At 74.3% G+C, this 25,341-nt stretch carries 23 protein-coding genes, 1 tRNA gene and 1 other RNA gene; 10 read left to right on the forward strand and 15 right to left on the reverse strand.

What is annotated here, in order from left to right; genetic code table 11:
* Position 1: 1 nt before the first annotated feature.
* Complete coding sequence (locus ACYX4T_RS17775) at positions 2–922, reverse strand: SAM-dependent methyltransferase (RefSeq protein ID WP_476010618.1); 921 nt, start codon at positions 920–922, stop codon at positions 2–4.
* Here ACYX4T_RS17775 and ACYX4T_RS17780 point away from each other — a divergent pair.
* The gene (locus ACYX4T_RS17780; RefSeq protein ID WP_476010619.1) at positions 884–2,734 is read left to right on the forward strand and encodes a S9 family peptidase; all 1,851 of its coding nucleotides are present in this window, start codon (positions 884–886) and stop codon (positions 2,732–2,734) included. The genes ACYX4T_RS17775 and ACYX4T_RS17780 overlap by 39 nt on opposite strands.
* 70 nt (positions 2,735–2,804) lie before the next feature.
* On the opposite strand, the gene ACYX4T_RS17785 is transcribed toward ACYX4T_RS17780, so the two are convergent.
* The 6 genes from ACYX4T_RS17785 to ACYX4T_RS17810 form a co-directional block, all read right to left on the reverse strand.
* Positions 2,805–3,281, reverse strand: a complete 477-nt coding sequence (locus ACYX4T_RS17785; protein WP_476010620.1) for a Dps family protein — start codon at positions 3,279–3,281, stop codon at positions 2,805–2,807.
* A 154-nt stretch (positions 3,282–3,435) separates the two neighbouring features.
* Positions 3,436–4,920: a catalase gene (locus ACYX4T_RS17790; RefSeq protein ID WP_476010621.1), complete on the reverse strand. Its 1,485-nt coding sequence runs from the start codon at positions 4,918–4,920 to the stop codon at positions 3,436–3,438.
* Positions 4,917–5,417 (reverse strand): Fur family transcriptional regulator, encoded by a 501-nt coding sequence (locus ACYX4T_RS17795; protein WP_476015303.1) that lies wholly within the window; start codon positions 5,415–5,417, stop codon positions 4,917–4,919. The genes ACYX4T_RS17790 and ACYX4T_RS17795 overlap by 4 nt, the downstream gene beginning before the upstream one ends.
* A gap of 148 nt (positions 5,418–5,565) precedes the next feature.
* Positions 5,566–6,618 (reverse strand): aspartate-semialdehyde dehydrogenase, encoded by a 1,053-nt coding sequence (locus ACYX4T_RS17800; RefSeq protein ID WP_476010622.1) that lies wholly within the window; start codon positions 6,616–6,618, stop codon positions 5,566–5,568.
* A 14-nt stretch (positions 6,619–6,632) separates the two neighbouring features.
* Complete coding sequence (locus ACYX4T_RS17805) at positions 6,633–7,898, reverse strand: aspartate kinase (protein WP_476010623.1); 1,266 nt, start codon at positions 7,896–7,898, stop codon at positions 6,633–6,635.
* Positions 7,899–7,978: 80 nt separating this feature from the next.
* Positions 7,979–8,236 carry a hypothetical protein gene (locus tag ACYX4T_RS17810; protein ID WP_476010624.1) on the reverse strand — a complete coding sequence of 86 codons (258 nt, stop codon included), beginning with the start codon at positions 8,234–8,236 and terminating at the stop codon, positions 7,979–7,981.
* A 406-nt stretch (positions 8,237–8,642) separates the two neighbouring features.
* Here ACYX4T_RS17810 and leuA point away from each other — a divergent pair, with 406 nt between their 5' ends.
* Complete coding sequence (leuA, locus tag ACYX4T_RS17815) at positions 8,643–10,454, forward strand: 2-isopropylmalate synthase (RefSeq protein WP_476010625.1); 1,812 nt, start codon at positions 8,643–8,645, stop codon at positions 10,452–10,454.
* 125 nt (positions 10,455–10,579) lie between these two features.
* Here the strand turns inward: leuA and ACYX4T_RS17820 are convergent, their stop codons facing one another.
* Positions 10,580–10,744, reverse strand: a complete 165-nt coding sequence (locus ACYX4T_RS17820; RefSeq protein WP_476010626.1) for a DUF397 domain-containing protein — start codon at positions 10,742–10,744, stop codon at positions 10,580–10,582.
* Between the two features lie 85 nt (positions 10,745–10,829).
* Positions 10,830–11,699, reverse strand: a complete 870-nt coding sequence (locus tag ACYX4T_RS17825; RefSeq protein WP_476010627.1) for a helix-turn-helix domain-containing protein — start codon at positions 11,697–11,699, stop codon at positions 10,830–10,832.
* 270 nt (positions 11,700–11,969) lie between these two features.
* On the opposite strand from ACYX4T_RS17825, the gene ACYX4T_RS17830 reads away from it, so the two are divergent.
* On the forward strand, positions 11,970–12,158 hold the full coding sequence (locus ACYX4T_RS17830; RefSeq protein ID WP_476010628.1) for a hypothetical protein: 189 nt from the start codon (positions 11,970–11,972) through the stop codon (positions 12,156–12,158).
* Positions 12,159–12,178: 20 nt separating this feature from the next.
* On the opposite strand, the gene recR is transcribed toward ACYX4T_RS17830, so the two are convergent.
* Both recR and ACYX4T_RS17840 read right to left on the reverse strand, forming a co-directional pair.
* Positions 12,179–12,787, reverse strand: coding sequence for a recombination mediator RecR (recR, locus tag ACYX4T_RS17835; RefSeq protein ID WP_476010629.1), 609 nt, complete (start codon positions 12,785–12,787; stop codon positions 12,179–12,181).
* A gap of 4 nt (positions 12,788–12,791) precedes the next feature.
* Complete coding sequence (locus ACYX4T_RS17840; RefSeq protein ID WP_476010630.1) at positions 12,792–13,145, reverse strand: YbaB/EbfC family nucleoid-associated protein; 354 nt, start codon at positions 13,143–13,145, stop codon at positions 12,792–12,794.
* Between the two features lie 51 nt (positions 13,146–13,196).
* Here ACYX4T_RS17840 and ACYX4T_RS17845 point away from each other — a divergent pair, with 51 nt between their 5' ends.
* From ACYX4T_RS17845 to ACYX4T_RS17855, 3 genes are all read left to right on the forward strand, one after another.
* Positions 13,197–15,035: a S9 family peptidase gene (locus ACYX4T_RS17845; protein WP_476010631.1), complete on the forward strand. Its 1,839-nt coding sequence runs from the start codon at positions 13,197–13,199 to the stop codon at positions 15,033–15,035.
* Positions 15,036–15,130: 95 nt separating this feature from the next.
* Positions 15,131–16,237 (forward strand): glycosyltransferase, encoded by a 1,107-nt coding sequence (locus tag ACYX4T_RS17850; RefSeq protein WP_476010632.1) that lies wholly within the window; start codon positions 15,131–15,133, stop codon positions 16,235–16,237.
* 4 nt (positions 16,238–16,241) lie between these two features.
* Positions 16,242–17,108: a DMT family protein gene (locus ACYX4T_RS17855; protein WP_476010633.1), complete on the forward strand. Its 867-nt coding sequence runs from the start codon at positions 16,242–16,244 to the stop codon at positions 17,106–17,108.
* A 7-nt stretch (positions 17,109–17,115) separates the two neighbouring features.
* On the opposite strand, the gene ACYX4T_RS17860 is transcribed toward ACYX4T_RS17855, so the two are convergent.
* Entirely contained in the window at positions 17,116–19,371 is a 2,256-nt protein-coding gene (locus ACYX4T_RS17860; RefSeq protein WP_476010634.1) for a DNA polymerase III subunit gamma and tau, read from the reverse strand.
* A 50-nt stretch (positions 19,372–19,421) separates the two neighbouring features.
* Positions 19,422–19,516, reverse strand: an RNA gene (ffs, locus tag ACYX4T_RS17865) — signal recognition particle sRNA small type.
* A gap of 86 nt (positions 19,517–19,602) precedes the next feature.
* On the opposite strand from ffs, the gene ACYX4T_RS17870 reads away from it, so the two are divergent.
* The 4 genes from ACYX4T_RS17870 to ACYX4T_RS17885 all read left to right on the forward strand — a co-directional run bounded on the left by ACYX4T_RS17870 (position 19,603) and on the right by ACYX4T_RS17885 (position 22,898).
* A tRNA-Ser gene (locus tag ACYX4T_RS17870) sits at positions 19,603–19,691 on the forward strand.
* A gap of 111 nt (positions 19,692–19,802) precedes the next feature.
* Positions 19,803–20,615, forward strand: a complete 813-nt coding sequence (locus tag ACYX4T_RS17875; protein WP_476010635.1) for an LmeA family phospholipid-binding protein — start codon at positions 19,803–19,805, stop codon at positions 20,613–20,615.
* Positions 20,616–20,641: 26 nt separating this feature from the next.
* Positions 20,642–21,655, forward strand: coding sequence for a Gfo/Idh/MocA family protein (locus ACYX4T_RS17880; RefSeq protein ID WP_476010636.1), 1,014 nt, complete (start codon positions 20,642–20,644; stop codon positions 21,653–21,655).
* 43 nt (positions 21,656–21,698) lie between these two features.
* A complete protein-coding gene (locus ACYX4T_RS17885) occupies positions 21,699–22,898 on the forward strand; it encodes an ROK family transcriptional regulator (RefSeq protein WP_476010637.1) in 1,200 nt (399 codons plus the stop codon).
* Positions 22,899–22,926: 28 nt separating this feature from the next.
* On the opposite strand, the gene ACYX4T_RS17890 is transcribed toward ACYX4T_RS17885, so the two are convergent.
* Positions 22,927–23,823 carry a TIGR03619 family F420-dependent LLM class oxidoreductase gene (locus ACYX4T_RS17890; protein ID WP_476010638.1) on the reverse strand — a complete coding sequence of 299 codons (897 nt, stop codon included), beginning with the start codon at positions 23,821–23,823 and terminating at the stop codon, positions 22,927–22,929.
* Positions 23,820–25,160: a Gfo/Idh/MocA family protein gene (locus tag ACYX4T_RS17895; RefSeq protein ID WP_476010639.1), complete on the reverse strand. Its 1,341-nt coding sequence runs from the start codon at positions 25,158–25,160 to the stop codon at positions 23,820–23,822. The genes ACYX4T_RS17890 and ACYX4T_RS17895 overlap by 4 nt, the downstream gene beginning before the upstream one ends.
* Between the last annotated feature and the right edge of the window lie 181 nt (positions 25,161–25,341).

Raw genomic sequence — 25,341 nt, forward strand, 5'->3', positions numbered from 1 at the left:
GTCAGCGGCGCGCGACCACACCCCACAGCCCGCTGCCCGTCGTCCCCGGGCCGGGCACGGGGCCCTCGGGCGTCCACTCCGGCGCCGAGGTCCAGCCCGACCCGACGAGCTCGGTGCCCTGCAGCCACGCCGCCATGTCCTCGGGGCCCCGCATGAACGGCGCCCGGGAGATGCCGGTGTGCGGGAAGCGGCGCCACGCCGTCAGGTCCGGCCGCGCGACGTCCGTCGGGTGGGTCAGGGCGATGACGCTGCCCGCCGCGACCGCGTCCCGGTACCCGTGGACCACGGAGCGCGCGACGTCGTCGGGGGCGGTGTGCAGCAGCCCGACGGCCAGCACCGCCACCGGCCGCTCGAGGTCGAACAGCTCCCGCACCCCGCGGGTGGCCAGGACGGCGGGGACGTCGAACGCGTCGGCGCACTCGGCGGCGACGCCCTCCACCCCGTCCAGGAGCCGCAGCGACCGCTCCACCGCGTCCGGGTCCTCGTCGACGTAGACCACGCGACGGCCGGGTGCGTACCGGGCGGCCACGGTGTGCACGTGGTCGACCGTCGGCAGGCCCGACCCGAGCTCCAGGAACTGCTCGATGCCCGTCCGCGCGAGATGGCCCACGACCGCCTGCGAGAACCGGCGGATGTCGACGCACAGCTGTCGCATCGCCGGGAAGGCGTGGTCGGCCTCGTCGGCGACCTCGCAGTCGACCTGCAGGTGGTCGCTCCCGCCCAGGTAGTGGTCGTAGATGCGTGCCCGACTCGGCATCGGGCCCGCGAGTTCCGACGGCTCCTCGCGCACCTGGTGTCCCCCCGTGTGTGCTCGTCGAGACGATCCTGCCTGCCCATCGGTCCGGACGGCGCGGATGGCACACCGCCGGGCAGGATCCGGGGTATGACGTCGCCGACCCGCCGCTCCGACCCCGTCCCGCACGTGCCGGACGCCCTCTTCGCCGACCCCGAGGTCGAGGCCCGCTGGCGTGGCCGGTTCACCGCGGCGCGCGTCTCGGTGCCCGACTGGGCCCGCGACGCACCGGACCGCAGCGTCTACTCGTCGAACGCGACGGGCACGTGGGAGATCTACGCCTGGGACCGCGCCGCCGACACCCACCGCCGCGTCACCGACCGCCCCCAGGGCACCCGTGGCGGCGCGGCCAGCACCGACGGCGAGAGCATCTGGTGGTTCGACGACACCGACGGCGACGAGTTCGGCGTCTGGGTGCGCGAGCCGTTCACCGGCGGGGAGTCCTCGCCCGCCGTGGCCGGGGCGGCACCGGGCTACCCCGCCGGCCTCGAGCTCGGCCGGCGGACGGTGGCCGTGGGCTGGTCGACCGACGACGGGTCGACGCTGGCGGTCAGCGAGGACGGCGGGGACGCGCGCGTCGTCTACACCCACACCGAGGACGCCGGCATCGGCGCGCTGTCCCGCGACGAGACGCTGCTGGCGATCTCGCACGCCGAGCACGGGGACTCACGCCACCCCGCGATCCGGGTCCTCCGGCTGTCCGACGGCGAGGCCGTCGGCGAGCGCCACGACGGCGAGGGGAAGGGCCTCGACCCGATCGAGTTCGCGCCGGTCGAGGGCGACCAGCGCCTGCTCGTCGGCCACGAGCGCCGTGGCCGCGACGAGCTGCTGGTCTGGGACCTCGCGACCGACACCGAGACCGAGCTCGCCGTCGACCTGCCCGGCGACCTCTCCGCCGGCTTCTACCCGGACGCCTCGGCGCTGCTCGTCGCGCACACCCGCGCCGGGCGCACCACCCTGCACCGCTACGACCTCGCCACCGGCGTCCTCACGGACCTGCCCACCGCGACCGGCTCGGTCGGCGGCGCCGACGTGCGCCCCGACGGCACCGTCGAGTACGGCTGGTCGTCGGCGGCGTACCCGTCGTCGGTGCGGGCGCTGCGCCCCGACGGCAGCGACACCGAGCTGCTGGCCCCGCCCGGCGAGCGCCCGGCGCCGTCGGTGGCGCTCGACGACGCGTGGGTCGACGGGCCGGGCGGGCCGGTGCACGCGCTGTGGACCCGGCCGGCGGGCACCACCGGCCCGGTCCCGACCGTCTTCATGATCCACGGCGGGCCCCAGGCGGCCGACGAGGACCGCTGGTCGCCGGTGCGCGCGGTGTGGGTCGACGCCGGCTTCGCGGTGGTGCACGTGAACTACCGCGGCTCGTCGGGCTACGGCTCGGCGTGGCGCGACGCGATCGAGGGGCGCCCGGGCACCACGGAGCTCGAGGACATCGCCGCCGTGCACGACTGGGCGGTGTCGACGGGGCTCGCCGACCCGGCGGCGTCCGTGCTCGAGGGCTGGTCGTGGGGCGGCTACCTGACGCTGCTGGGCCTGGGCCGCCAGCCCGGGCGCTGGGCCGTGGGCTGTGCCGGCGTGCCCGTCGCCGACTACCTCGCCGCGTACGCCGACGAGATGGAGCCCCTGCGGGCGTTCGACCGTTCCCTGTTCGGCGGTTCGCCGGACGAGGTGCCCGAGCGCTACCGGGAGGCCTCGCCGCTGACGTGGGTGGACGAGGTCCGCGCGCCGGTGCTGGTGCTCGCGGGCGAGAACGACCCGCGCTGCCCCATCCGTCAGATCGACAACTACCTGGACGCGCTGGCCGAGCGGGGCCGCGAGTACGCGATGGTGCGCTACGACGCCGGCCACGGCTCGCTGGTCGTCGCCGAGACGCTCGCGCACACCGTCGCCGAGATCGCCTACGCCCGCACGGCCCTGGGCCTGCCCGTCCCCGCGTGAGACGAGCGAAGGGCCCCGTCGGTCGACTCTCTCGACCGACGGGGCCCTTCGCTCCGTACCTGGCGGTGGCTCAGGCCGTCTTGGCCTGCCACATCCAGTGGGCCTCCTCGAGCTTCGCGGTCTGCGCGATGAGCAGGTCCTGGGTCACCGGGTCGGGCTCGTCGGTGGCGGCGATGCGCTCCCGCATGCGCCCGATGAGCGTCTCGAGGGTCTGCACGACTGCCCGGTTGACGTCCTCGACCTGGCGCCACCCCTCCTCGGTGGTGGGCAGGCCGCTGCTCTTGGCGACGGTCTCGGCGCGCCCGTCGGGCGAGACGCCGAGCGTCGCCGCGCGCTCCGCGACCTCGTCGGTGTAGGTGCGGGCGAGGTCGACGAGCTCGTCGAGGTGCAGGTGCGCCTCGCGGAAGTTGCTGCCGACCACGTTCCAGTGCCACTGCTTCGCGGTCAGCGACAGGTCGACGTAGTCGGTCAGGCTGTCCTGGAGGACCGTCCCGACGACCTGCTTGGCGTCGTCGGACAGCGGGCTGGTGATCGGGGCTCCTGCCATGGTGGTGCTCACTCCTTCACGACCGTGGATCGCACGGTGCACGACGGTCAGACCGGGGGTTGCCGTTGCGGCGGCGGCGATAACGCCGCAGACACCGCGACCCGCCCCACGTACAGCGTGGGACGGGCCGCGGTTGTTCCGACAGGGACCGAGGTCAGCTCTGGCTGAGGACCTTCTGCTCCTTGCCGGTCAGCTCGCGGACGCGGTCCTCGACGCGCTGACCCATGCCCTCGTCGATCGACTTCCAGTAGTCGAACGCGCGGGCGAGGACGTCGTCACCGACGCCCTTCGCCAGGTGGCCCGAGACGTTCTCGACGAAGCGGTCGCGCGCCGCGTCGTCCCAGACCTCGAGCATCATCGTGCGGGCCTGGACCTCGTCGGTGTCCTCGGCGTGCGGCACGTAGGCCGCGCGCTGGATCTGCCCGTCGGAGTACCACGTCGGCGGCTGGATCGTCTCCGTCGTCTGCGGGGCGCCCTTGGTGTTCGGCGCGTAGACCGGGTCCTTCGCGTTCACCGTGCGCATCGCACCGGCGACGGTGTACGGGTGCGCCTGCGTGCCCCGCGGCGCGTTCACCGGGATCTGCTTGTAGTTGACCCCGAGGCGGGCCCGGTGCGCGTCCGCGTAGGAGAACCCGCGGGCGAGCAGCATCTTGTCGGGCGACAACCCCAGCCCCGGGGGCTGGTTGTTCGGCTCGAACGCGACCTGCTCGATCTCGGTGTGGTAGTCCTCCGGGTTCCGGTTCAGCGTCAGCTTCCCGACCTCCTGCAGGGGGTAGTCGCCGTGCGGCCACACCTTGGTCAGGTCGAACGGGTTGAACCGGTAGGTCTTGGCGTCCTCGAAGGGCATGATCTGCACCTTCAGGGTCCAGGTCGGGAACTCCCCGCGCTCGATGGCCTCGTAGAGGTCGCGCTGGTGGTAGTCGGCGTCCTCGCCCGCGATGCGGCCGGCCTCCTCCTCGGTCAGGCACTCGACGCCCTGATCCGAGATGAAGTGGTACTTGACCCAGAACTCCTCGCCGGCGGCGTTGACCCACATGTAGGTGTGGCTCGAGTAGCCGTTCATGTGGCGCCAGTCCTTCGGGATGCCCCGATCGCCCATGAGCCACGTGACCTGGTGCTTCGACTCCGGCGAGAGCGTCCAGAAGTCCCACTGCATGTCGTGGTCACGCAGGCCGTTGCGCGCGAGGCGCTTCTGCGAGCGGATGAAGTTCTGGAACTTCATGGGGTCGCGGACGAAGAAGACCGGCGTGTTGTTGCCGACCATGTCCCAGTTGCCCTCACGGGTCCACAGCTTGAGGGAGAACCCGCGCGGGTCGCGCCACGTGTCGGGGCTGCCCCGCTCACCGGCGACGGTGGAGAAGCGGATGATGCCCTCGGTGGTCTCGCCGGGCTGGAACACCGCGGCCTTGGTGTACGCGGTGACGTCTTGGGTGACCTCGAACTTCGCGAACGCGCCACTGCCCTTCGCGTGCGGCTGGCGCTCCGGGATGCGCTCCCGGTTGAAGTTGGCCATCTGCTCGATGAGGTAGTGGTCCTGCAGCACCAGGGGGCCGTCGGTGCCCACCGTGGCCGAGAACTCGTGGCTGGGCGCCGGGATGCCGGCGTCGTCCGTGGCGTGGGAACGATGCGTACTGGTCACGTTCGCCTCTCAGAGTGGTGGTGGCTCTCGTGCAGGACCGCGACGGCGCCACGCACGGCGCGTCGCGAGTCCCGGGTACCCGTCCCTGCTCCGGCGCAGGTGGGGCACGTCCCCCAGAAGACGACCTCGGCCTCGTCGATGACGAAGCCGCTCGCGTCGGAGGGGACCAGGCACGGGGGCTCGCCGACGACGCAGTCCACGTCGGCGGTGGCCCCGCACGACCGGCAGACCACGTGGTGGTGGTTGTCCCCGGTACGGGTCTCGTAGCGGGCCGCCGAGCCCGCGGGCTCGATGCGGCGGACGAGGCCGGCGTCCACGCACGCGGCGAGGACGTCGTACACGGCCTGGGTGCTGACCGACCCCAGCCGGGCCCGCACGCTCGACGCCACGGCCTCGGCCGTGGAGTGCGGGTGCTCGCCCAGGACGCCCAGGACGGCCTGCCGCGGCGCGGTGACCCGCAGGCCCGCCTGGCGGAGGCGGGCCCGCGGGTCGGCGATGTGGTGGCGCGGGTCCGAGCCCGGACCGGCCGCAGGCTCGGCCGCGTCTGTCGGCGCAGCCTCGTCCCGAGGTCCGGTCGGTGAGGTCATGATGTCCCCACGGTGCCACCGAGACTGGAACGAGTCAAGAAAAGGTCGGTGCGCCCGGTCAGCTCCGGACGAGCTCCTCGGCGATCTCGTAGGTGTTGAGCGCCGCGCCCTTGCGCAGGTTGTCGCCGCACACGAAGAAGTCGAGGGTGTTGGGGAAGTCGAGGGCCTGGCGCACGCGGCCCACGTACGTCGGGTCCTCGCCGACGACGTCGGCGGGCGTCGGGAACCGCTTGGCCTCCGGCTCGTCGACCAGCACGATCGACGACTGCGACGCGAAGACCTGGTGCGCCGTGGCGACGTCGACCGGCCCGTCGAAGGTCGCGTGCACCGCGATCGAGTGCGTCGTGACGACCGGGACGCGCACGCACGTCGCCGAGACCTTGAGCTTGGAGAGCCCCAAAATCTTCCGCGACTCGTTGCGGACCTTGAGCTCCTCCGAGGTCCAACCGTCGTCCTTGAGCGAGCCGGCGAACGGCACCACGTTGAGCGCCAGCGGGGCGTTGAACGGCGACTCCGCCGGCAGGCCCGCCGACGCGATCGCCTCGGCGACGTCGCCGCGCCGGTGGCCCACCCCCTTGCCGGCGACCGCGGCGATCTCGTCCTGCAGGCGGTCGATGCCCTCCTGGCCCGCGCCGGACGCGGCCTGGTAGCTCGCGACCACCAGCTCGCGCAGCCCGAAGGCGCGGTGCAGGGCCCCGAGCGCGGCCATCATCGACAGCGTCGTGCAGTTGGGGTTCGAGACGATGCCCTTGGGGCGCTCGTGCGCCTGCTCGGCGTTGACCTCCGGCACCACCAGCGGCACCTCGGGGTCCATGCGGAAGGCCCCGGAGTTGTCGACCGCGATCGCCCCGCGCGACACCGCGACCGGCGCCCACTCGGCGCTCACCGCGTCGGGCACGTCGAACATCGCGATGTCGACGCCGTCGAAGGCCTCCGGCGACAGCGCGACGACCTCGATCTCCTGACCGCGGACCGTCAGCCGCCGGCCGGCCGAGCGGGGCGAGGCGATGAGCCGGATCTCGCTCCACGGCACGCTCTCGCGCCGGTCGATGATGTCGATCATGACGGAGCCGACCGCACCGGTGGCTCCGACGATGGCGAGCGTCGTCATGGCTCCTGCCTTCCCTACCGACCCGTCCCGGCGTGCACCACGGCCTCCTCGTCGCCACCGAGGTCGAAGGCGTCGTGCAGGGCGCGGACGGCGTCGTCGAGCTGGGTGTCGCGCAGGAGCGCGGAGATGCGGATCTCCGAGGTGTTCATCATCTCGATGTTCACGCCGGCCTCGGCCAGCGACTCGCAGAACGTGGCGGTGACGCCCGGGTGGCTGCGCATCCCCGCGCCGACCAGCGCCACCTTGCCGACGTGCTCGTCGTAGATCACGTCCTCGTGGCCCACCTCGGGCTGCACGGCGGCGAGCGCCTCGACCGCCCGCGGGCCGTCCTTGCGCGGCAGCGTGAAGGTCACGTCCGTCTTGCCCGTCTTCAGGTGCGAGATGTTCTGCAGCACCATGTCGATGTTGACCTCGACGTCCGCGACGGCACGGAAGATGCGCGCCGCGAACCCGGGCTGGTCGGGCACTCCGACCACGGTCACCTTCGCCTCGGACCGGTCGTGCGCGACGCCGGTGAGGACCGCCTGTTCCACGCTCAGCTCCTCGATGGACCCGACGATCGTCGTGCCGGGCTTGTCGTTGTACGACGACCGCACCCGCAGGGGCACGTTCTCGCGGCGGGCGTACTCGACGGCGCGCAGGTGCAGCACCTTCGCCCCGCACGCGGCCATCTCGAGCATCTCCTCGTAGGTGATGGTCTCGAGCAGCTTCGCGTCCGGGACGATGCGCGGGTCGGCCGAGTAGACCCCGTCGACGTCGGTGTAGATCTCGCAGACGTCGGCCTTCATGGCGGCCGCCATCGCGACCGCGGTGGTGTCCGAGCCGCCGCGGCCGAGCGTGGTGATCTCCTTCGAGTCCACGCTCACGCCCTGGAACCCCGCGACGAGCGCGATGTGGTCCTCGGCGAGGGCGGCGTGGATGCGCCCCGGGGTGACGTCGACGATGCGCGCGTCGCCGTGCTTGCCCGTGGTGATCATGCCGGCCTGCGAGCCGGTGAACGAGCGCGCCCGCCCGCCCTGGGCGTTGATGGCCATGGCGAGCAGCGCGTTGGAGATGCGCTCGCCCGACGTCAGCAGCATGTCCAGCTCGCGCGGCGGCGGGCTCGGGTGGACCTGCATCGCCAGGTCGGTCAGCTCGTCGGTCGTGTCGCCCATCGCCGACGCGACGACGACGACGTCGTTGCCATCCTTGCCCGTGCGCACGATGCGCTCGGCCACGCGACGGATCCGCTCCGCGTCCTGGACGGACGAGCCGCCGTACTTCTGGACGACGAGTGCCACCGCGACGGACCTCCACGAACTGGTCGGCGAACGGCTCCGACCCTATCCGAGGCGGACCCCGTCACCGGACCTGCGGTGACCTACGGCGCGAGGGCGTTGAGCAGCTTCGAGACGACGATCCCGATCGCGATCCACACGACGGCGGCGAGGCCGAAGTTGAGGATGATCCGCAGCGACTCGCTCGCGGGCAGGAACAGGTCACCGATGCCGAGCGTGAGGTTCGACGCGAGGTCGCGGAAGAAGATCGTGATGCCGTTGGCGGGGTTGGCGCCCGCGACGGCGAGGATCACGTGGATCACGAGGATCGCCGCGAAGACGACCGTGAGGATCCGGATCACCGAGGCGGCAACGGTCAGGACCTTTCGGGTGAGCGCACGGAGGTCCTCTCCGGTGTGCGAACGCCGCTGTTCGGACGTCTCCGTGCTCGCATCCTGCGCCATGCGCGACATCATGGCACGCGACTTGACCCGTCGGTAGCCAGGGATGCGACCTGTGTCACCAGCGGTCGGTCGTCGCAGTTCAGCGGCGGTGTCCGGCCTCCGGCACGCCCGTCGTCGCCGACCCGGGGTACCGGGTCGGCGCGTCGCGGGGCTACCGTGGCGGGCGATGTCCCTCGCGCTCGCAGCCCTCGGGCTGCTCCTTCGCCGCCGCGGCGGGGTCTGAACCGACCGGCCCCCTGTCGCGGGTGATGCGCGCTGCCGGTCGCCGTCCCCCGCAGTGCTGCAGGCAGGAGCGCGACACCCCATGAGCATCACCCCCGGCGTACCCGGCCACGACGCGCCGATCGCCGACATCCGCTCGACCGTCGTCCATCCCGACGGCGACATCCCGGCCGACCAGGCCACGTGGAACACCCAGCGGCCGAGCCGCATGCCGGTCCACCGCTACAAGCCCTTCGCCGACCTCGTCGAGAAGATCTCGCTGCCGGACCGCACGTGGCCGGACACGGTGATCGACAAGGCCCCGCTCTGGGGTGCGGTCGACCTGCGCGACGGCAACCAGGCGCTGATCGACCCGATGTCGCCGGCCCGCAAGCGGCGCATGTTCGACCTGCTCGTGCGCATGGGCTACAAGGAGATCGAGGTCGGCTTCCCGGCCGCGTCGCAGACCGACTTCGACTTCGTCCGCGAGATCATCGAGCAGGGCGCGATCCCCGCCGACGTGCGGATCCAGGTGCTGACGCAAGCGCGCCCCGAGCTGATCACGCGCACGTTCGCGTCGCTCGAGGGCGTCCACTCGGCGGTGGTCCACCTCTACAACTCGACCTCGATCCTGCAGCGCCGCGTCGTCTTCCGGTCCGACCGCGACGGCATCACGAAGATCGCGACGGACGGGGCGCAGCTGGTCCGCGAGGAGGCCGAGAAGCGCCCCGGCACCGACTGGCGCTTCCAGTACTCGCCGGAGTCGTACACCGGTACGGAGCTGTCGTACGCCAAGGAGATCGTCGACGCCGTCGGCGACGTCTGGGAGCCGACGCCCGAGCGCCCCATGATCGTGAACCTGCCGGCCACGGTGGAGATGGCGACGCCGAACGTCTACGCCGACTCCATCGAGTGGATGCACCGCAACCTCGCCCGGCGCGACGCGATCATCCTGTCGCTGCACCCGCACAACGACCGCGGCACGGGCGTGGCCGCCGCCGAGCTGGGCGTCCAGGCCGGCGCCGACCGCGTCGAGGGCTGCCTGTTCGGCAACGGGGAGCGCACCGGCAACGTCTGCCTGGTGACCCTGGGCATGAACCTGTTCAGCCAGGGCATCGACCCGCAGATCGACTTCTCGGACATCGACGAGGTCCGCCGCACCGTCGAGTTCTGCAACCAGCTGCCCGTCGGCGAGCGCCACCCCTGGGGCGGCGACCTCGTGTTCACCGCGTTCTCGGGCTCGCACCAGGACGCGATCAACAAGGGCCTGCAGGCGATGAACGCCGAGGCCGCGGAGGCCGGACACGACGTCGACGACCACCCGTGGGAGGTCCCGTACCTGCCCATCGACCCGAAGGACGTCGGCCGCACCTACGAGGCCGTCATCCGCGTCAACTCGCAGTCGGGCAAGGGCGGCGTCGCGTACCTGATGAAGGTCGAGCACCAGCTCGAGCTGCCCCGGCGCCTGCAGATCGAGTTCTCGCGGCGGGTCCAGGAGGTCACGGACACCGAGGGCGGCGAGGTCTCGGCCAAGGAGATGTACGACATCTTCACCGAGGAGTACCTCCAGCGCCGCGTGCCGCTGGAGCTCGTCAGCTCGCGGGTGCAGACCCACGACGACGGCAAGGCCGAGCTGTCGGCGACGCTGAAGGTCGAGGGCGACCTGCACGAGGTCACCGGCGTCGGCAACGGCCCCATCGCCGCCTTCGTCGACGCCCTGGCGACGGTGGGCTACGACGTGCGGGTCCTCGACTACGCCGAGCACGCCATGTCCGCCGGCGACGACGCCCGCGCCGCCGCCTACGTCGAGGCCGCGGTCGGCGACGTCGAGGTCTGGGGCATCGGGATCGACGGCTCGATCCTCACCGCCTCGCTCAAGGCCGTCGTGTCGGCGGTGAACCGCGCCATGCGCTGACGACTTCGGTGGCGGATCCCGCGCTGGACGCGGGATTTCGTCACCGAGGTCGTCCTTGATCGCGGTCTCGGTGACGGAGGCCCGCAGATCTGCGGGAGTTCGTCACCGAGATCGCGATCTCGGGGTCAGGACGGGAGGTCGAACTCCCCGGCCTTGACGCCGGCGACGAATGCGGCCCACTCGGCGGGCGTGAAGCGCAGGGCCGCCGACGACTTCGTGTCGACGACGCGGACCTCATCGGGCGTGAGCGCCACGCCGACGCAGCCTCCCTCGGAGCAGAACGTGCTCACGATGTACGGGCTCACTGCGTGATCACGGGTCACGAGTCGTGATTCAAGCGCAACCGTTCGGAGACCACGACGGCGGGTGGGACCATCACTCCTCCGCGATCCTCTTCGCTGCGCGCCGCAGGAGGGGGATCGACTCCTCCTCGTGGAGAGCGGCCTCGAGCACCGTGGCCAGACGGCCCTCGTGGTGGGCGATCTCCGCCCGGTCACCCACCAGCTCGGCTCCGTCCGGGCGCTCGACGTACACCATGCCGTGCTCGATGCCGGCCGAGAACTCCAGTTTCGCGAAGGAGCTCAGGCTCGTGGCCACGAGGCCCGCGGTGAACGGGAGGACGCGCACGTCGACGTGATCGGCCTCGGCCATGACGATCAGGTGCTCGAGCTGACCACGGAGGATCTCCGGAGTGCCGGAGACGCGGTAGAGCGCTGACTCGTCCAGGACGCAGTGGAACATCAGCCCGTGCGAGGGTTCGAGCGCCTCCTGCCGCTTCAGGCGCACCTCGACCATGCGCTCGATCTGTGCGGCGGAGTACCGGGATCGCCAAGCCGCCGTCAGCACACCACGCGCGTAGTCCGGGGTCTGCAGCAGGCCGTGCACGACGTGCGACTCGTACGCGTAGATCTCTGTCGCGTCCCATTCGAGCTCGACGTACGTGTCGAAGCCGGGCGGGAGCACGTCGGCGTACTTCGACCACCACATCGGCGCGCGGCCGCTCTGCGCCCAGGCGAGCAGGCGCGCCCGGTGGTCCCCCTCCGGCACGCGGTAGACCTCGAGCATGTCCCGCACGTCGCGCCAGCGGGGCACGCCCTTGCCGTTCTCCAGCCGGCTGATCTTCGAGGGCGAGCACTCCAGGCTGCGCGCGACATCCTCCAGCTTGAGGCCCAGGCCCTCACGGAGTCGCTTGAGCTCGCCGCCGAGCCGGCGACGGGTCACCACGGGGCCGGGTGACTGGGACATCCGTACGCCTCCTGGGTCGGGCGAACGACGGGTGGCGGCGCCGGCTCCCCCCGGCCGGCGGCTGTCCGTACACGGTAGACCGCGATGCGCCATGCCGTCACGCAATCGTTGCGTGCAATTGCAGAATTCGCTTGTGCAGTGGGCTGCCACACAGCACTCTCTTGAGGACCGGAGCTGTTTCGCCGGAGCCGTGGACCGCACAACGGACCGCACGACTCGACGGGAGGCACTGATCATGAAGGCAACGAAGGGCGGCCGACGATGACCGCCATGACGATCATCGTCGCGGTGGTCGTCTTCTGGACCCTGTTCGTGGTGGGGGTCCTCGTGGGCATCTCGGTGCACCGCGAGGCGACGCGACGTCGCAGCGCCCGCCTGCACCGCGCCGAGATGGCGCTCGACCAGGACACGATCATCGCCGGCCGCACGCCCGTGCGAGGGCGGGACTTCCGCGTCTGATCTGCCGGACGTCCGGCCGGCTAGAGGGCGCGGCGACCGGCGAGGGCGCGGCCGAGCGTGAGCTCGTCGGCGAACTCGAGGTCGCCGCCCATGGGCAGGCCCGAGGCCAGCTTGGTGACGGTCAGGCCCGGGAAGTCGCGCAGGAGCCGCACGAGGTAGGTGGCCGTGGCCTCGCCCTCGGTGTTCGGGTCCATGGCGAGGATGACCTCGGTGATCTCGGGCTCGTCGCCCGCGCCGCCGATGCGCTGGAGGAGCTCGCGAACGCGCAGCTGGTCGGGCCCGACGCCCGAGAGCGGGTCGAGCGCCCCGCCGAGCACGTGGTAGCGCCCGCGGAACTCGCGGGTGCGCTCGACCGCCACGACGTCCTTGGGCTCCTCGACCACGCAAACGAGCGTGGCGTCGCGGCGGGCGTCACTGCAGATGCGGCAGCGGGGCTGCTCGGAGACGTTGCCGCAGACCTCGCAGAACACGACCCCGATCTTGACCTTCTGCAGGGCCTCCTGCAGGCGCGTCACGTCCGCCTCCTCGGTGGCGAGGAGGTGGAACGCGATGCGCTGGGCGCTCTTCGGCCCGATGCCGGGCAGGCGGCCCAGCTCGTCGATGAGGTCCTGGACCGGCCCCTCGAACACGGGCCTACTGGCCGGGCAGGCCCAGCCCGCCGCCCATGTCCCCGAGCCCGCCGGCGAGCGGGCCCATCTTCTCCGCCTGCAGGTCCGCCGCCGCCTGGGCCGCGTCGGAGATCGCGCCGACGATCAGGTCCTGCAGCGTCTCGACGTCCTGCGGGTCGACGACCTTGGGGTCGATCGTGACCGAGCGGATCTCGCCGGTGGCGGTCTGCGTGACCGTGACCAGGCCGTTGCCCGCCTGGCCGGTGACCTCGGCCTCGGCCAGCTCCGCCTGGGCGCTCATCAGCTGCTCCTGCATGGCCTGCGCCTGCTGCAGCAGGGCGCCCATGTCCATGCCTTCGGGGTTCTGGCCGGGTTGCATGTGCCCACACTAACCGCGCCGTCGCGCGGCCGACCGGGCACGCTGGGCCCGATGGACGCCACCGACGCCAGCACCCTGCTGCACCGCCTCCTCGACGCCACCACCTGGCGCTCCTTCGACGTCGACGCCGAGGGCCGCATCCTCGCGGGCCACGACGCCTCGGGGTCCGTCCAGCTCGTGGAGCTGCATCCCGACGGGACGCGGGTGCCGCTGACGGCGCTGCCGGGCGCGGTCAGCGGGCGCTACCTCCCGGGGCGACGGCAGGTCGTCGTGTCCCACGACGTCGGAGGCAACGAGCGCGCGCAGCTCTCGCTGCTCGACCCGGACGCCGTCGCGAAGGAGGGCGAGCCGGTCGGCGAGGACGGCCTGACCCCGCTCGTGCACGACCCCGACCACCTCCACGGTCTGGTCGAGGTCCTGCCGGGCGGCACCGTCGTCTACGCCACCAACCGCCGCAACGGTGTCGACTTCGACCTCGTCGTCCGCGACGTCGACGCCGGGACCGAGACCGTGCTCTACGACGGCGGCGGGATGGTCGGCAACGCCGCGATCGCCCCCGACCGCACGCGTGCGCTGATGACGCGGCCCGCGCGCCCGGCGCTGAGCTCGCAGGTCCTGCTCCTCGCCGGCGACACCGTCACCGAGCTCACCGACGCCGACGAGCACGCCCGCCACCTCGCCCCCGAGTGGCTGCCCGACGGCACCGCGGCGGTCGTCACCACCGACGTCGGGCGCGACCACCTCGGCGTCGCGCGGCTCGACGTCACCACCGGCGCGGTCACCTACCTCATCACCGACGACGCCCATGACGTCACCGGTCGGCTGTCCCCCGACGGCCGCCTCCTGCTCGCGGTCACCGACGACGACGGGGCGAGCCGCCTCGCCGTGCACGACGTCGACGGCACCTTCCTGCGCGCGATCGCCCTGCCGCCCGAGCTGCGCGGCGGCGTCGCCGACTTCCTCGCCGTGCCGCGCTGGTCCCCGGACTCGACCGGCCTGACGATCACCTGGACCGACCCGGGCACGCCCGCGGACGTCCTGCTCGTCGACGCCGGCCGCGGGCGCGCGGGGGTGCTGGCGTCGTCGCGGGAGCAGCTCGCGGCGTCCCTCCCCCCGGGCTGGGCCTCCGTCGACCCCACCAGCCACGGCGTCCCCACCCCCGACGGCGAGACCGTGCCGTGCTTCGTCTACGCGCCCGCAGAGCCGTCCGGGTCGAGCGTGGTGATCGTGCACGGCGGGCCGGAGGGGCAGTCGGTGCGCTCGTTCTCGGCGATCGTGCAGGCCCTGGTCGGCGACGGGCACACGGTGCTCGTGCCCAACGTGCGCGGCTCGGTGGGCTACGGGAAGCGCTGGTACTCCCTCGACGACGTCGAGCGCCGCCTCGACTCGGTCGCCGACCTCGCCGCCCTGCACGCCTACCTGCCCCGCCTCGGCCTCGACCCCGCCCGCGCGGCGCTGTGGGGCGGCTCGTACGGCGGCTATATGGTGCTCGCGGGCCTCGCGTTCCAGCCCGAGCTGTGGGCCGCGGGCGTCGACATCGTCGGCATCTCGTCGCTGGTGACCTTCCTCGAGAACACCTCGGCCTACCGTCGCGCCCACCGCGAGCGGGAGTACGGGTCGCTCGAGCGCGACCGGGAGTTCCTCGAGCGGGCCTCGCCGCTGAACCGCATCGGCGACGTCCGCGCGCCGCTGTTCGTCATCCACGGCGCGAACGACCCGCGGGTGCCGCTGTCGGAGGCCGAGCAGGTGGCCGCGGCGGTGCGCGCGAACGGGGTCGAGGTCGAGATGGTCGTCTACGACGACGAGGGCCACGGGCTGGCGAAGCGGGTCAACCGGCTCGACGCCTACCCGCGGGCCGTCGCGTTCCTGGGGCGCACCCTGCTCGGGTGACCCTCGGGTGACACGGCACGAGCCGCCACGCGATCCATCACCGGCGCTCACCGCGCGTTCATCCCCTGCCCCGGTCGGTGGGTTGGGGTGGCGGCGTGTTGCAGCGACCCCGAGTGCTGGTGCTCAGTGCCGCGATCGGCCAGGGCCACGACGGCGCGGCCCGCGAGCTCGTGCGGCGGCTCGACCGTCGCGGCCTCGACGCCCACGTCGTCGACTGGACCGACCTGCTCCCCGTGTGGGGCCGCCGGCTCCTGCGCGACCTCTACGCGCCGTCGGTGCACCACGCGCCGGCGCTGTTCGACCGCATCTTCACCGACCTCGAGCACCCGCGGCGCCCGGCGAGCGTCGTCACGCGGCGGCTGATCACGCTCGCCGAGGAGCCGGTCCTGGCCGCGGCCGCGGACGTCGACGCCGCCGTCGCGACCTATCCGCTCGCCGGGCAGACGCTCGGGCGGCTGCGGCTCGACGGCCGCCTCGACGTGCCGGCGCTGACGTTCCTCACCGACCCCGCCGCGCACCGCCTGTGGTGCCACCCGGGTCTCGACGACCACCTCACGGTCAGCGACGCCACCGCTCTCGACGGCGCGCGCTACGGCGTCGGCCTGCGCAGCGTCGGGCCGCTGTGCGCGCCGCGCTTCTCGCGGCCGATGCCGGTCGCGACGCGCGGGCGGGTGCGTGCCGAGCTGGGGGTGCCCGACGACGTGCCCGTCGCCCTGCTGGTGGGCGGATCGCTGGGGATGGGCGACGTCGAGCACGCGGTCGACGCGCTGGGACGGCACCCGCGCGCGTGGACGATCGTCGCCTGCGGGCGCAACCGGAAGCTGCGGGCGCGGCTCGCGGGCCGCGAGCGGGTGGTGGCGCTCGGGTGGCGTGACGACCTCCCCGAGCTCATGGCCGCCGCCGACGTCCTCGTGCACAACGCGGGCGGGCTGTCGTGCACCGAGGCGCTGGTCGCGGGCCTGCCGGCGATCACCTACCGCCCGATCCCCGGGCACGGGCGCGCCAACGCGGCGGTGCTCGACGACGCCGGGGTCGCGCCGTGGCTGCGGGGTCCCGACGAGCTCGTCGACGCCGTCGACCGGGTCGGCGCGCGGCCCCGGCGCCGCCGCCCGCCCCTGCCCTGGTGGACCGAGGAGCGCGACGCCTCGGCGGCCGTCGCCCGCCACGTGCTCGGCGCACCGGGCCTGGTCGCGGCGGGGTAGGCCCGTGCTCGCCGAGGTGCTCGCCGTCGGGTCGGCCGTGGCGGCCGGGTCGGCGGTGGTCGCCCAGCAGCGGGCGGCCCACGAGCTCGGCGGGGCGGACGCCCGGCTCCTGCGCCGGCCGTGGTGGCTCGCGGGCACGGGCGCCTCGGTGGTCGCGAGCCTGCTGCAGGCGGTCGCGCTGGCGTCGGGCGCGGTGGTCGTGGTGCAGGCGCTGCTGGCGACGGCGGTCGCGTGGACGACGGTCGGCGAGTCGCTGCTGGCCCGCCGGCTGCCGAGGCGCGGAGCGGTGCTCGGGGTCCTGCTCGCGGTGCTCGGCCCGCTGCTCGTCGTCGTGCTGCTCGGCCCGGTCGAGGCGGCGGCGAGCGTGCCGGTCGACCTCGCCGGCCTCCCCGCCGCGCTGAGCGTGCTGGGCATCGGGGCCGTCGCGGCCGGTGGCCTGGGGTGGGCGAGGCGGCGACCCGGACCGCCCGGGGCGCTCGGGCTCGCCCTGGCGTGCGGGGTGGGCTATGGCCTCGGCGCCTCGCTGCTGGCGGTCCTCGCCCGGAACCTCGCGCGCGACCCGGGCGCCGCGCTCACCGACCCGCGGCTCGTCCTCGCCGGGCTCCTGCTGCTGCTCGCCGGCCCGGCCGCGTTCGTCGCGAGCCAGCGCGCGCTCGCCCGGGCGCGGCGGGCGGGGCCGGTGGTGACGGTCATCCTGCTCGCCGACCCCCTGACCGCGACGGTCCTCGGGACGGTGTGGTTCGGCGAGCGCGTGCCCCTCGACGCCCCGACGACCGCCGGGATCGTGCTGGCCGCGGGCCTCGCCGTGCTCGGGGTCCGGTTGCTGGACCCGGCGCCGGAGGGCGAGCGGACCACGGCCGGGCGTCGCTGAGATCCCGCTAGCGGCCGTCCACCCGGCGGGCGCCGAGCTGCGAGGTCAGCAGCTCCATCGCCGCCTCCTCCGGGTCGACCCGCGTGCCGCCGGCCGCGCCGCCCGGGTCGGCGACGGCCTCGTTGTACATGTCCTCCTCGGTGACCTCGCCGTCCTCGGGCGGGGGCTCCGGCGGGGGCGGGACGTCGGCGGGCTCGGGGCGGCTCGGCCGGCGGATTTCGCGGGGCCCGGCACCCCGGCTCTGCTCGCGCCCCTGCTCCCGGCTCTGCTCCCGCCCCTGCTCGCGACCCTGCTCCCGGCCCTGCTCGCGGGCGGGGTCGGGCGCCGAGTCCTCGCGGCGCGGGCGCTCCGGGCGCTGGGGCGGGTCGGGGCGGCGGCGCGCGGGCTCGGGACGCGCGCCTCCCCCGCCGCCCCCTCCGCCGTCGCCGCCCCCGGTGCCGTGCACCGCCTGCACGGTCCACTGACCGGACAGCACCACCCCGAGCGCTGCGGCGACTTGGTCGGCGCGGTTGGGCTGGGAGAGCTGGCGCGCGAGCGGCGGCGTCGGCATGCCGAGCGTGACCGTCGTGCCCTCCACGGCCGTGACCGTGGCGTTCTGCAGCAGCGCGTGGGTGGGCTTGTTGCGCTCGCGGACCTGGTTCATGACCTCCGGCCACACCCGCCGCAGCGCCGCGGCGTCGACGGCGCCGGCGGCAGGCGCGGGGGGTGCCGGCGTGGGCTCCTGCCGCGGCGGCTCCGGCCGCGCGGGCTCGGGGCGCTGCTGGGGGCGCTGCTCCTGGCGCTGCTGCTCCTGGCGCTGCTGCTCCTGGCGCAGCGGCTCGGGGCGCTGCGGCTCGGGGCGCTGCGGCTCGGGGCGCTGCGGCTCGGGGCGGGCCACGTCGCGCGGGGGGTCGTCGGTGCTGGCGACGGTGGCCGTCGGGCGGTCGGTGGGCGGGGCGACGGTGGCGTCGAGTTCGTCGGCGCGGTCGGGGGCGCGCTCGGGAGCTCGCTCGGGTCGGGGCGGTGCCTCGCCGTCGCCCGACTCCCCGCGCCGGGACGGACGGCTGAAGCGCGCGGGGGCGTCGTCACCCGACCCCGCGGCGGCCGGCCCCCCCGTCGCGCCCAGCGCCAGGCGCCGCTCGACGCCCTCGAGGCGCTGGACCATCGCCGCGTCCTCGGACGACGCCGCGGGCAGCAGCATCCGGGCGCAGACCAGCTCGAGCAGCAGGCGCGGGGCCGTCGCGCCGCGCATCTCGGTCAGCGCGGTGTGCACGAGCTCCGCGTACCGCGCGAGGGCGGCGGGACCGAGGCGCTGGGCCTGGTCGACCATCCGCTCCATCTCGTCGGCGGGCACGTCGACCAGCCCGCGCTCGCCGGCGTCGGGCACGGCCTGGACGAGGATGAGGTCGCGCAGGCGCTGCAGGAGGTCGGCGGCGAAGCGCCGGGGGTCGTGCCCGGCCTCGACGAGACGGTCGACCGCCCCGAACACCGCGGGCCCGTCCTGGGCGCCGAGCGCGTCGACGACGTCGTCGAGGATCGCGACGTCGGTGACCCCGAGCAGCCCGACGGCGTGCGGGTAGGTGACCCCGGCGTCGTCCGCGCCCGCGAGCAGCTGGTCGAGCACCGAGAGCGAGTCGCGCGCCGAGCCGCCGCCCGCGCGGACCACGAGCGGGTAGACCGCCGGCTCGACGGTGACGCCCTCCTCGGTGCAGATGCGCTCGAGCAGGCCGCGCAGCGTGCTCGGCGGCAGGAGACGGAAGGGGTAGTGGTGGGTGCGCGAGCGGATGGTGGTGAGCACCTTGTCCGGCTCGGTGGTGGCGAAGATGAAGATGAGGTGGTCGGGCGGCTCCTCGACGACCTTGAGCAGCGCGTTGAACGCCGCCGTCGTCACCATGTGCGCCTCGTCGATGATGAAGACGCGGTAGCGGGAGCCGACCGGCGCGAAGTGGGCGCGGTCGCGCAGCTCGCGGGCGTCGTCGACGCCGTTGTGGCTGGCCGCGTCCATCTCGGTGACGTCGAGCGAGCCGGGCCCGTTGGGGGCGAGCGCGACGCACGACTCGCAGACCCCGCACGGGTCGGGCGTCGGGCCCTGCTCGCAGTTCAGCGAGCGGGCGAGGATGCGCGCGCTCGACGTCTTGCCGCAGCCACGGGGCCCGGAGAAGAGGTACGCGTGGTTGATGCGTCCCGCCGCCAGCGCCGTGCGCAAGGGCTCGGTGACGTGGTCCTGCCCGACGAGCTCGGCGAACGTCGCCGGCCGGTACCTGCGGTAGAGCGCCAGAGCCACACGGCGAGGCTACGCGGAGGGCCCGACGACCGGATGACCGTCCCGGAGATGAAAGGGGACCCCGCGCACCCGCCAGAGCCCGCTGACCCTTGCTGCCTTCCGGCCCTGGGGGAGTTCACAGGATGGACGCCGCGCGGGGTCCGTGCGCCAGTGTAACGAAGACGCCCAGCCCCTCCGTGCGCCCCGCCCCGACCCCCGGGACACCCCGGCGGGAGCTGTATCGTCTCCCGCGGAGGATTGGCCGAGCGGCCTAAGGCGCACGATTGGAAATCGTGTTGGGGCAACACCCCTCACGGGTTCGAATCCCGTATCCTCCGCCACGCTGAGCAGCACCGATGCCGGCCGATCCCGTCGAGGACCGGCCGGCATCCGTGTGTCGGGCCGCCGCCCGGCGGCGAGCACCCCGGCGGGGAGGTGACACGGTGTCCCCCGTGCGTGGATGCCTGATCACCCTGCTCGTGCTCGTCGCGGTGGTGGTGGGCGTCGACGTCGGCGCCCGCTGGCTCGCCGAGGACCGGGTCGCCGCGGCGCTGCAGGACTCCCTGTCGCTGCCCGCCGAGCCGGACGTCGACGTGCGCGGCTTCCCGTTCCTCACCCAGGCCCTGTCCGGGCAGTTCGAGGACGTCGGGCTCTCGGCGCCGCACATCCCCTACGGCGAGCTGCGCGACATCACGTTGACCGCGGACCTCACGGGCGTCTCGGTGCCGGTGGAGAACCTGCTGGACGGGCAGGTCCGCGAGATCCCGGCCGAGCAGGTCGTCGCCTCGGCGCGGGTCAACCCGACCGACCTCGCCCGCCTGCTCGACGTCGGTGACCTGACGATCGAGCCGCTCACCGAGGCCGACCTCGAGGCGCTGCGCGCCGACGCCGAGGCCGACGACTCCGGCGCGTCGGGCAGCAGCAGCGCTCTGGCCGACGTCGACCCCGCGCAGGCGGTGCGGCTGGACTCGACCCGGACGATCGGCGGCGAGCAGGTCCAGGTCTCGGTCGTGGCGACCTTCCGCCTCTCCGGCGGCCGCATCACGCTGCAGGCCCGCGACATCCGCGCCGAGGGCGGCGAGGGGGCCGCCGGGCAGGTCGCGGCGGCCGCGCTGCGCCGTCAGCTCGCCGGGTTCTCGACGAGCGTCGACCCCGGCGAGCTGCCGTTCGCGATCACCGCGACCGAGCTGCGCGCCGAGGGCGGCGAGCTCGTGGTGTCGGGGACGGCGAGTGACGTCGACCTGCTGGCCCGCCCGGGGTCGTGACGCGGCGCGCTGACACAGTGAGCGCCATGCCAGACAACGGGGCCGCCATCCGATGGGGCATCGCCGGCCCCGGCCGCATCGCCGCGAAGGTCGCCGAGGACCTCGCCCTCGTTGAGGGGGCCACGCTCGTGGCCGTGGGGTCGCGCTCGGAGGAGCGGGCGCGGGCCTTCGCCGACGCGAACGGCGGCGCCCGGGTGCGCGCCCACGGCAGCTACCGCGCACTGGTGGACGACCCGGACGTCGACGTCGTCTACGTCGCGACCCCCCACCCGCAGCACGCCGCCTTCGCGGTCGCCTGCCTCGAGGCCGGCAAGTCGGTGCTCGTCGAGAAGGCGTTCACCGCGACGCTCGCCGGGGCGTGGCGGGTCGTCGACACCGCGCGCACCCGCGGGGTGTTCGCGATGGAAGCGATGTGGACGCGCTTCCAGCCCGCCGTCGTGCGCCTGCGCGAGCTGATCGCCGAGGGCGCCATCGGCGAGCCGCGCTCGGTGCAGGCCGACCTCGGCACCGTCCGCGACGTCGACCCGACCGACCGGCTCTTCGCCCCCGAGCTCGGCGGCGGCGCCCTGCTCGACCTCGGCGTCTACCCGGTGTCGTTCGCGCAGATGGTGCTCGGGGCGCCGGACCGCGTCACCGCCGTCGCCTCGCGGGAGACCACCGGCGTCGACGCCGACGGGGCGATGCTGCTGGCGTTTCAGGACGGCCGGTACGCGACGCTGCACACGTCGTTCCACAGCCCCTCGCCGGGCCAGGCGCGGGTGTTCGGGACGACGGGCTGGATCGACGTCCTCCCGCGCTTCCACCACCCGAGCACGATCGTGCTCCACCACGACACGAACGGCCCCGGCGAGCGGATCGAGCTGCCCGCGACCGGGGCCGGGTACTACCACGAGCTGGTCGAGGTCACGGAGTGTCTGCGCTCCGGGGCCACCGAGAGCACGGTCATGCCCCTCGACGACACCCTCGCCGTCCAGGGCGTGCTCGCGGAGGCCGCCGACCAGATCGGCCTCGTGTTCCGGGAGGACGACACCGCCGTGTGATGCGCTCCCCCCTACCCTTCTCTCCCGGATGGTGGGAGGCGGTATGACGGACGGTGAGCGCGGCACGGCGGCGGGTGCGCGGAGCACCTCGCCGCACAGCGGACTGCGCCGCGCGACCACCGAACGCGCGATCCTCGACGAGATCGCCGCCGAGTTCGGCCCGCTGACCCGCGCCGAGCTGTCCCGGCGCACCGGCATCTCGCCGCCCGCGATCAGCGAGGCGGTGCGGCGTCTGGAGGCCGACGGGGTGCTCGTGCCCGTCGGCCCTCGGTCCGGGGTGCCGGGGGCGGTCGCCACGCTCTACGACCTCGCGCCCGGCGCCGGCGTGGTCGTCGCCGTCGAGATCAACCGCCGCGTGGTGCGCACCGCGGTCGCCGACCTCGCCGGCCGCCGCCTCGAGCACCTCGACCACGAGCCACCCGACGACGGCCTCGTCGCGCCGCGCCTCGACGACGTCCTCGTCACGGTCGGCGAACGCTGGGGCTCCGAGGGGCGCCCGGTGCGGTCGGTGGCTGTGTCGATCGCGAACCCCGTCGACCCCGCCACCGGCCGGGTCGTCGAGCTGCGCGAGTCGGCGTTCCCCGCCGGCGTCGTCGGGATCGGGGACGTGCGCGGGGTCGACCCGTCGATGGTGGTGCTCGACAACGACGTGAACTTCGCGGCGCTCGCCGAGCGCGACCACGGCGCCGCCGTCGGCACCGCGACCTTCGCCTACCTCTACGTCGGCGAGCGGCACAGCGTCGGCCTGGGCCTCGTGCTCGACGGGGTGCTGATCCGCGGCGCCCACGGGCTCGCCGGCGAGATCGGCTACCTCCCGCTCGGCGAGGGCACCGGGCGCTTCCGGTTCGGCGAGGCGATGGCGGCGCACGGGCTCACCCCGCCGGCGGAGGCGACCCGCACGGCGCCCGACACCCCGCCCGCCACGGCGACCGACACCGCCACCGACACCGCCACCGACACCGACACCGCGACCGACACCGCCGCCCTCGCCGACGCCGGCCGCACGCTCGGCGAGGCCGCGGTGGCGGTGTGCGCAACGGTCGACCCGGCCCTGCTCGTCCTCGGCGGCCCGGTCGGCCTCACCCCCGGGCTGCGGCCGCACGTCGAGGCGACGGTCGCCGAGCTGGCGCCGCGACCGGTGCCGGTGGTCGCGGGCGCGCTCGGGGAGACCGCGCCGCTGTGGGGCGCGCTGGCCGAGGCCCGGCACCGCGCGTGGGAGGGCCTGCTGTCCGGTCGGCGGTAGGGACGGCGGTGACGACGGCGGGGCGCCCTCACGCGAGCCACCCCGCCGCGTCCTCGACGAGGGCCCGCTGGGCGGCGTGGTCGTCGCGGGCGGCCGTGACGGCGTCGCGGTGGGTGTCGAGCAGGACGTGGCTGGCGCCGAGCGCGCGCAGCTCGTCGAGGTCCGCGCGGATCTGGTCGGGGCGGCCCTCCCCGAGCAGGCGGCCCTCGTCGGGGCGCCGCTCGACCGTGGGGTGCAGGACGATGCGCGGGGCGAGCGCGGGCAGCGGGCGCCCGGCCTCCTCGGCGGCCGCCCGCAGCCCCGGCAGCCCGGTGGTGTGCAGCCAGCCGACCGGCACCCGCAGCGGGTGCCAGGCCTGCCCGACCGCCACCGCCCGGCGACGCGCGGCCGCGCCGTTGCCCCCGACCCACAGCGGCGGGTGCGGCCGGCGCCGGGGCCGCGGGCGGCTGTCGACGTCGGTGAAGCCGACGTGGCGGCCGTGGAAGCTCACGACGTCGTCGGACCACAGCGCGAGCAGCGCGCGCAGGTACTCGTCGGTGATCTCGCCGCGCCGCCGCGGGTCGACGCCGAGCGCGGCGAACTCGTCGGCGGCCCAGCCGACGCCGACGCCGACGATCAGCCGCCCGTCGCTGAGCTGGTCGAGGCCCGCGAGGCTGCGCGCGGCGAGCAGCGGCTCGCGGTAGGGGACGACGAGCACGGTCGTCCCCAGCTCCACGCGGCGCGTGACGCCCGCGAGGTAGCCGAGCAGCGTCAGCGGCTCCCAGAACGGGCCGGGGTAGGCGGCGGTGACGTCCGGGGTCGCGGCGACGTGGTCGCCGACCATGAGGAAGTCGAACCCGGCGTCCTCGACGACCGCGGCCCACGCCCGCAGCGAGTCCGCGGTCGCGGCGGGCCCGAAGTTGGGGACGGTGATCCCGATCCTCATCCGCAGGCCCGCACCGGGGCGACCGGCACCCCGGCGTCCACGCCGTCCGTGCCGTCCGTGCCGTCCGTGCCGTCCGCGTCCCACCTCATCCGCACCGTCTCGCCGGAGCGCCGCGACCGCTCGGCGGCCCAGACGATGCGGTGGCTCGCGAGCGCCTCGTCGAGGCCGGTGAGGTTGGCGTCCGGGTCGTCGTGCGCGACGGCGTGCAGGAACGCCCGGACGAGCTCCTCGTCGCCCTCCTGGTGCGGGGCCCGCCCGTCGCCGGTGGTCAGCGTCTCCACCGACGGCCGGGGGTGGGCGCGGAAGTCGTGGAAGCGCAGGACGGCGCCGTCGACCTCGACCGAGCCGTGCGTGCCGAAGACCCGGGTCTGGCGCGGGGCGGGCTCGGTGAACGCGGTGACGGTGTGCGTGGCGCTGACCCCGTTCGCGAACTCGAACGCGACGACCTGGTGGTCGACGACGTCGTTGTCGCCGGCGTAGACGCAGCGCCCGTAGGGCCCGTCGCGCAGCGCGGCGTCGAGGGCCGCGGGCGTCGGGACCTCGGTGACCGCGCTGAGCAGCTGCTCCTCCCACTCGGGGTCACCCAGGCACGAGCGGTAGAGCCGCGGCGCGGAGAACGGGCAGGTCGGCTCGACCCCGCAGTCCAGGCAGCGCGCGGCGGCACCCGCCGGCCGGTGCTCGGGGCGGAAGTGGCGGAGGCGCCCGAAGGAGGACAGGCGGGCGGGACGGTCGTCGACGAGGTGGGTGAGCAGGTCGACGTCGTGCGAGCACTTGGCGAGCAGCAGCGACGACGCGGTGTCCTCGCGGCGCCAGGGACCGCGGACGTAGGAGTGGGCGAAGTGCCAGGCGCCGACGGGCTCGAGGTGCTGGACCGACACGACGTCGCCGATGCGCCCGGCGCGCAGCGCGGCCACGAGCGCCCGGGTCGAGGGGGCGTAGCGCAGCGGGTGGCAGACCGTGAACTGCACGCCCGCCCGCCGGACCGCCTCGGCGACGCGCCGCGCCCCCGGCTCGTCGGTCGCGACCGGCTTCTCGCAGATCAGGTGCACCCCGCGCTGCGCGAACGCGACGGCGGGCTCGACGTGGTCGTGGTCCTGGGTCGCGACGACGACGACGTCGAGCCGGTCGGCGCCGCGCTCGGCGAGGTCGGCCCAGTCCTCGTACCGGGCCGCGGCGGGGACGTCGTGCGCGTCGGCGAGGCGGTCGCGCCGTCCCGCGTGCGGCTCCGCGACCGCCGCGAGCCGGCCGCCGGCGCGGCGGACGTGCCGGGCGTGCAGACGGCCCCGGCTGCCGGCACCGACGATGCCGACCCGGACCGGACCCGCCCCGAGGCTCACGCTCGCTCCTCCCGCCGGACCGACCAGTGGTCCCCCCGGCCCCACATCCTGCCCCCGGACGGCCCAGACGAGACAGCCGGTGACCGCAACCACGCGCCCGCCCACCGGTGGGAGCAACACCACGTTTCAGGTCCGATTTGTCCATCCGTTACGTTGCCGAGACAGAAGGTTGGTCCTCCTA

Source organism: Actinomycetospora sp. ABD4_176 (assembly GCF_056311855.1).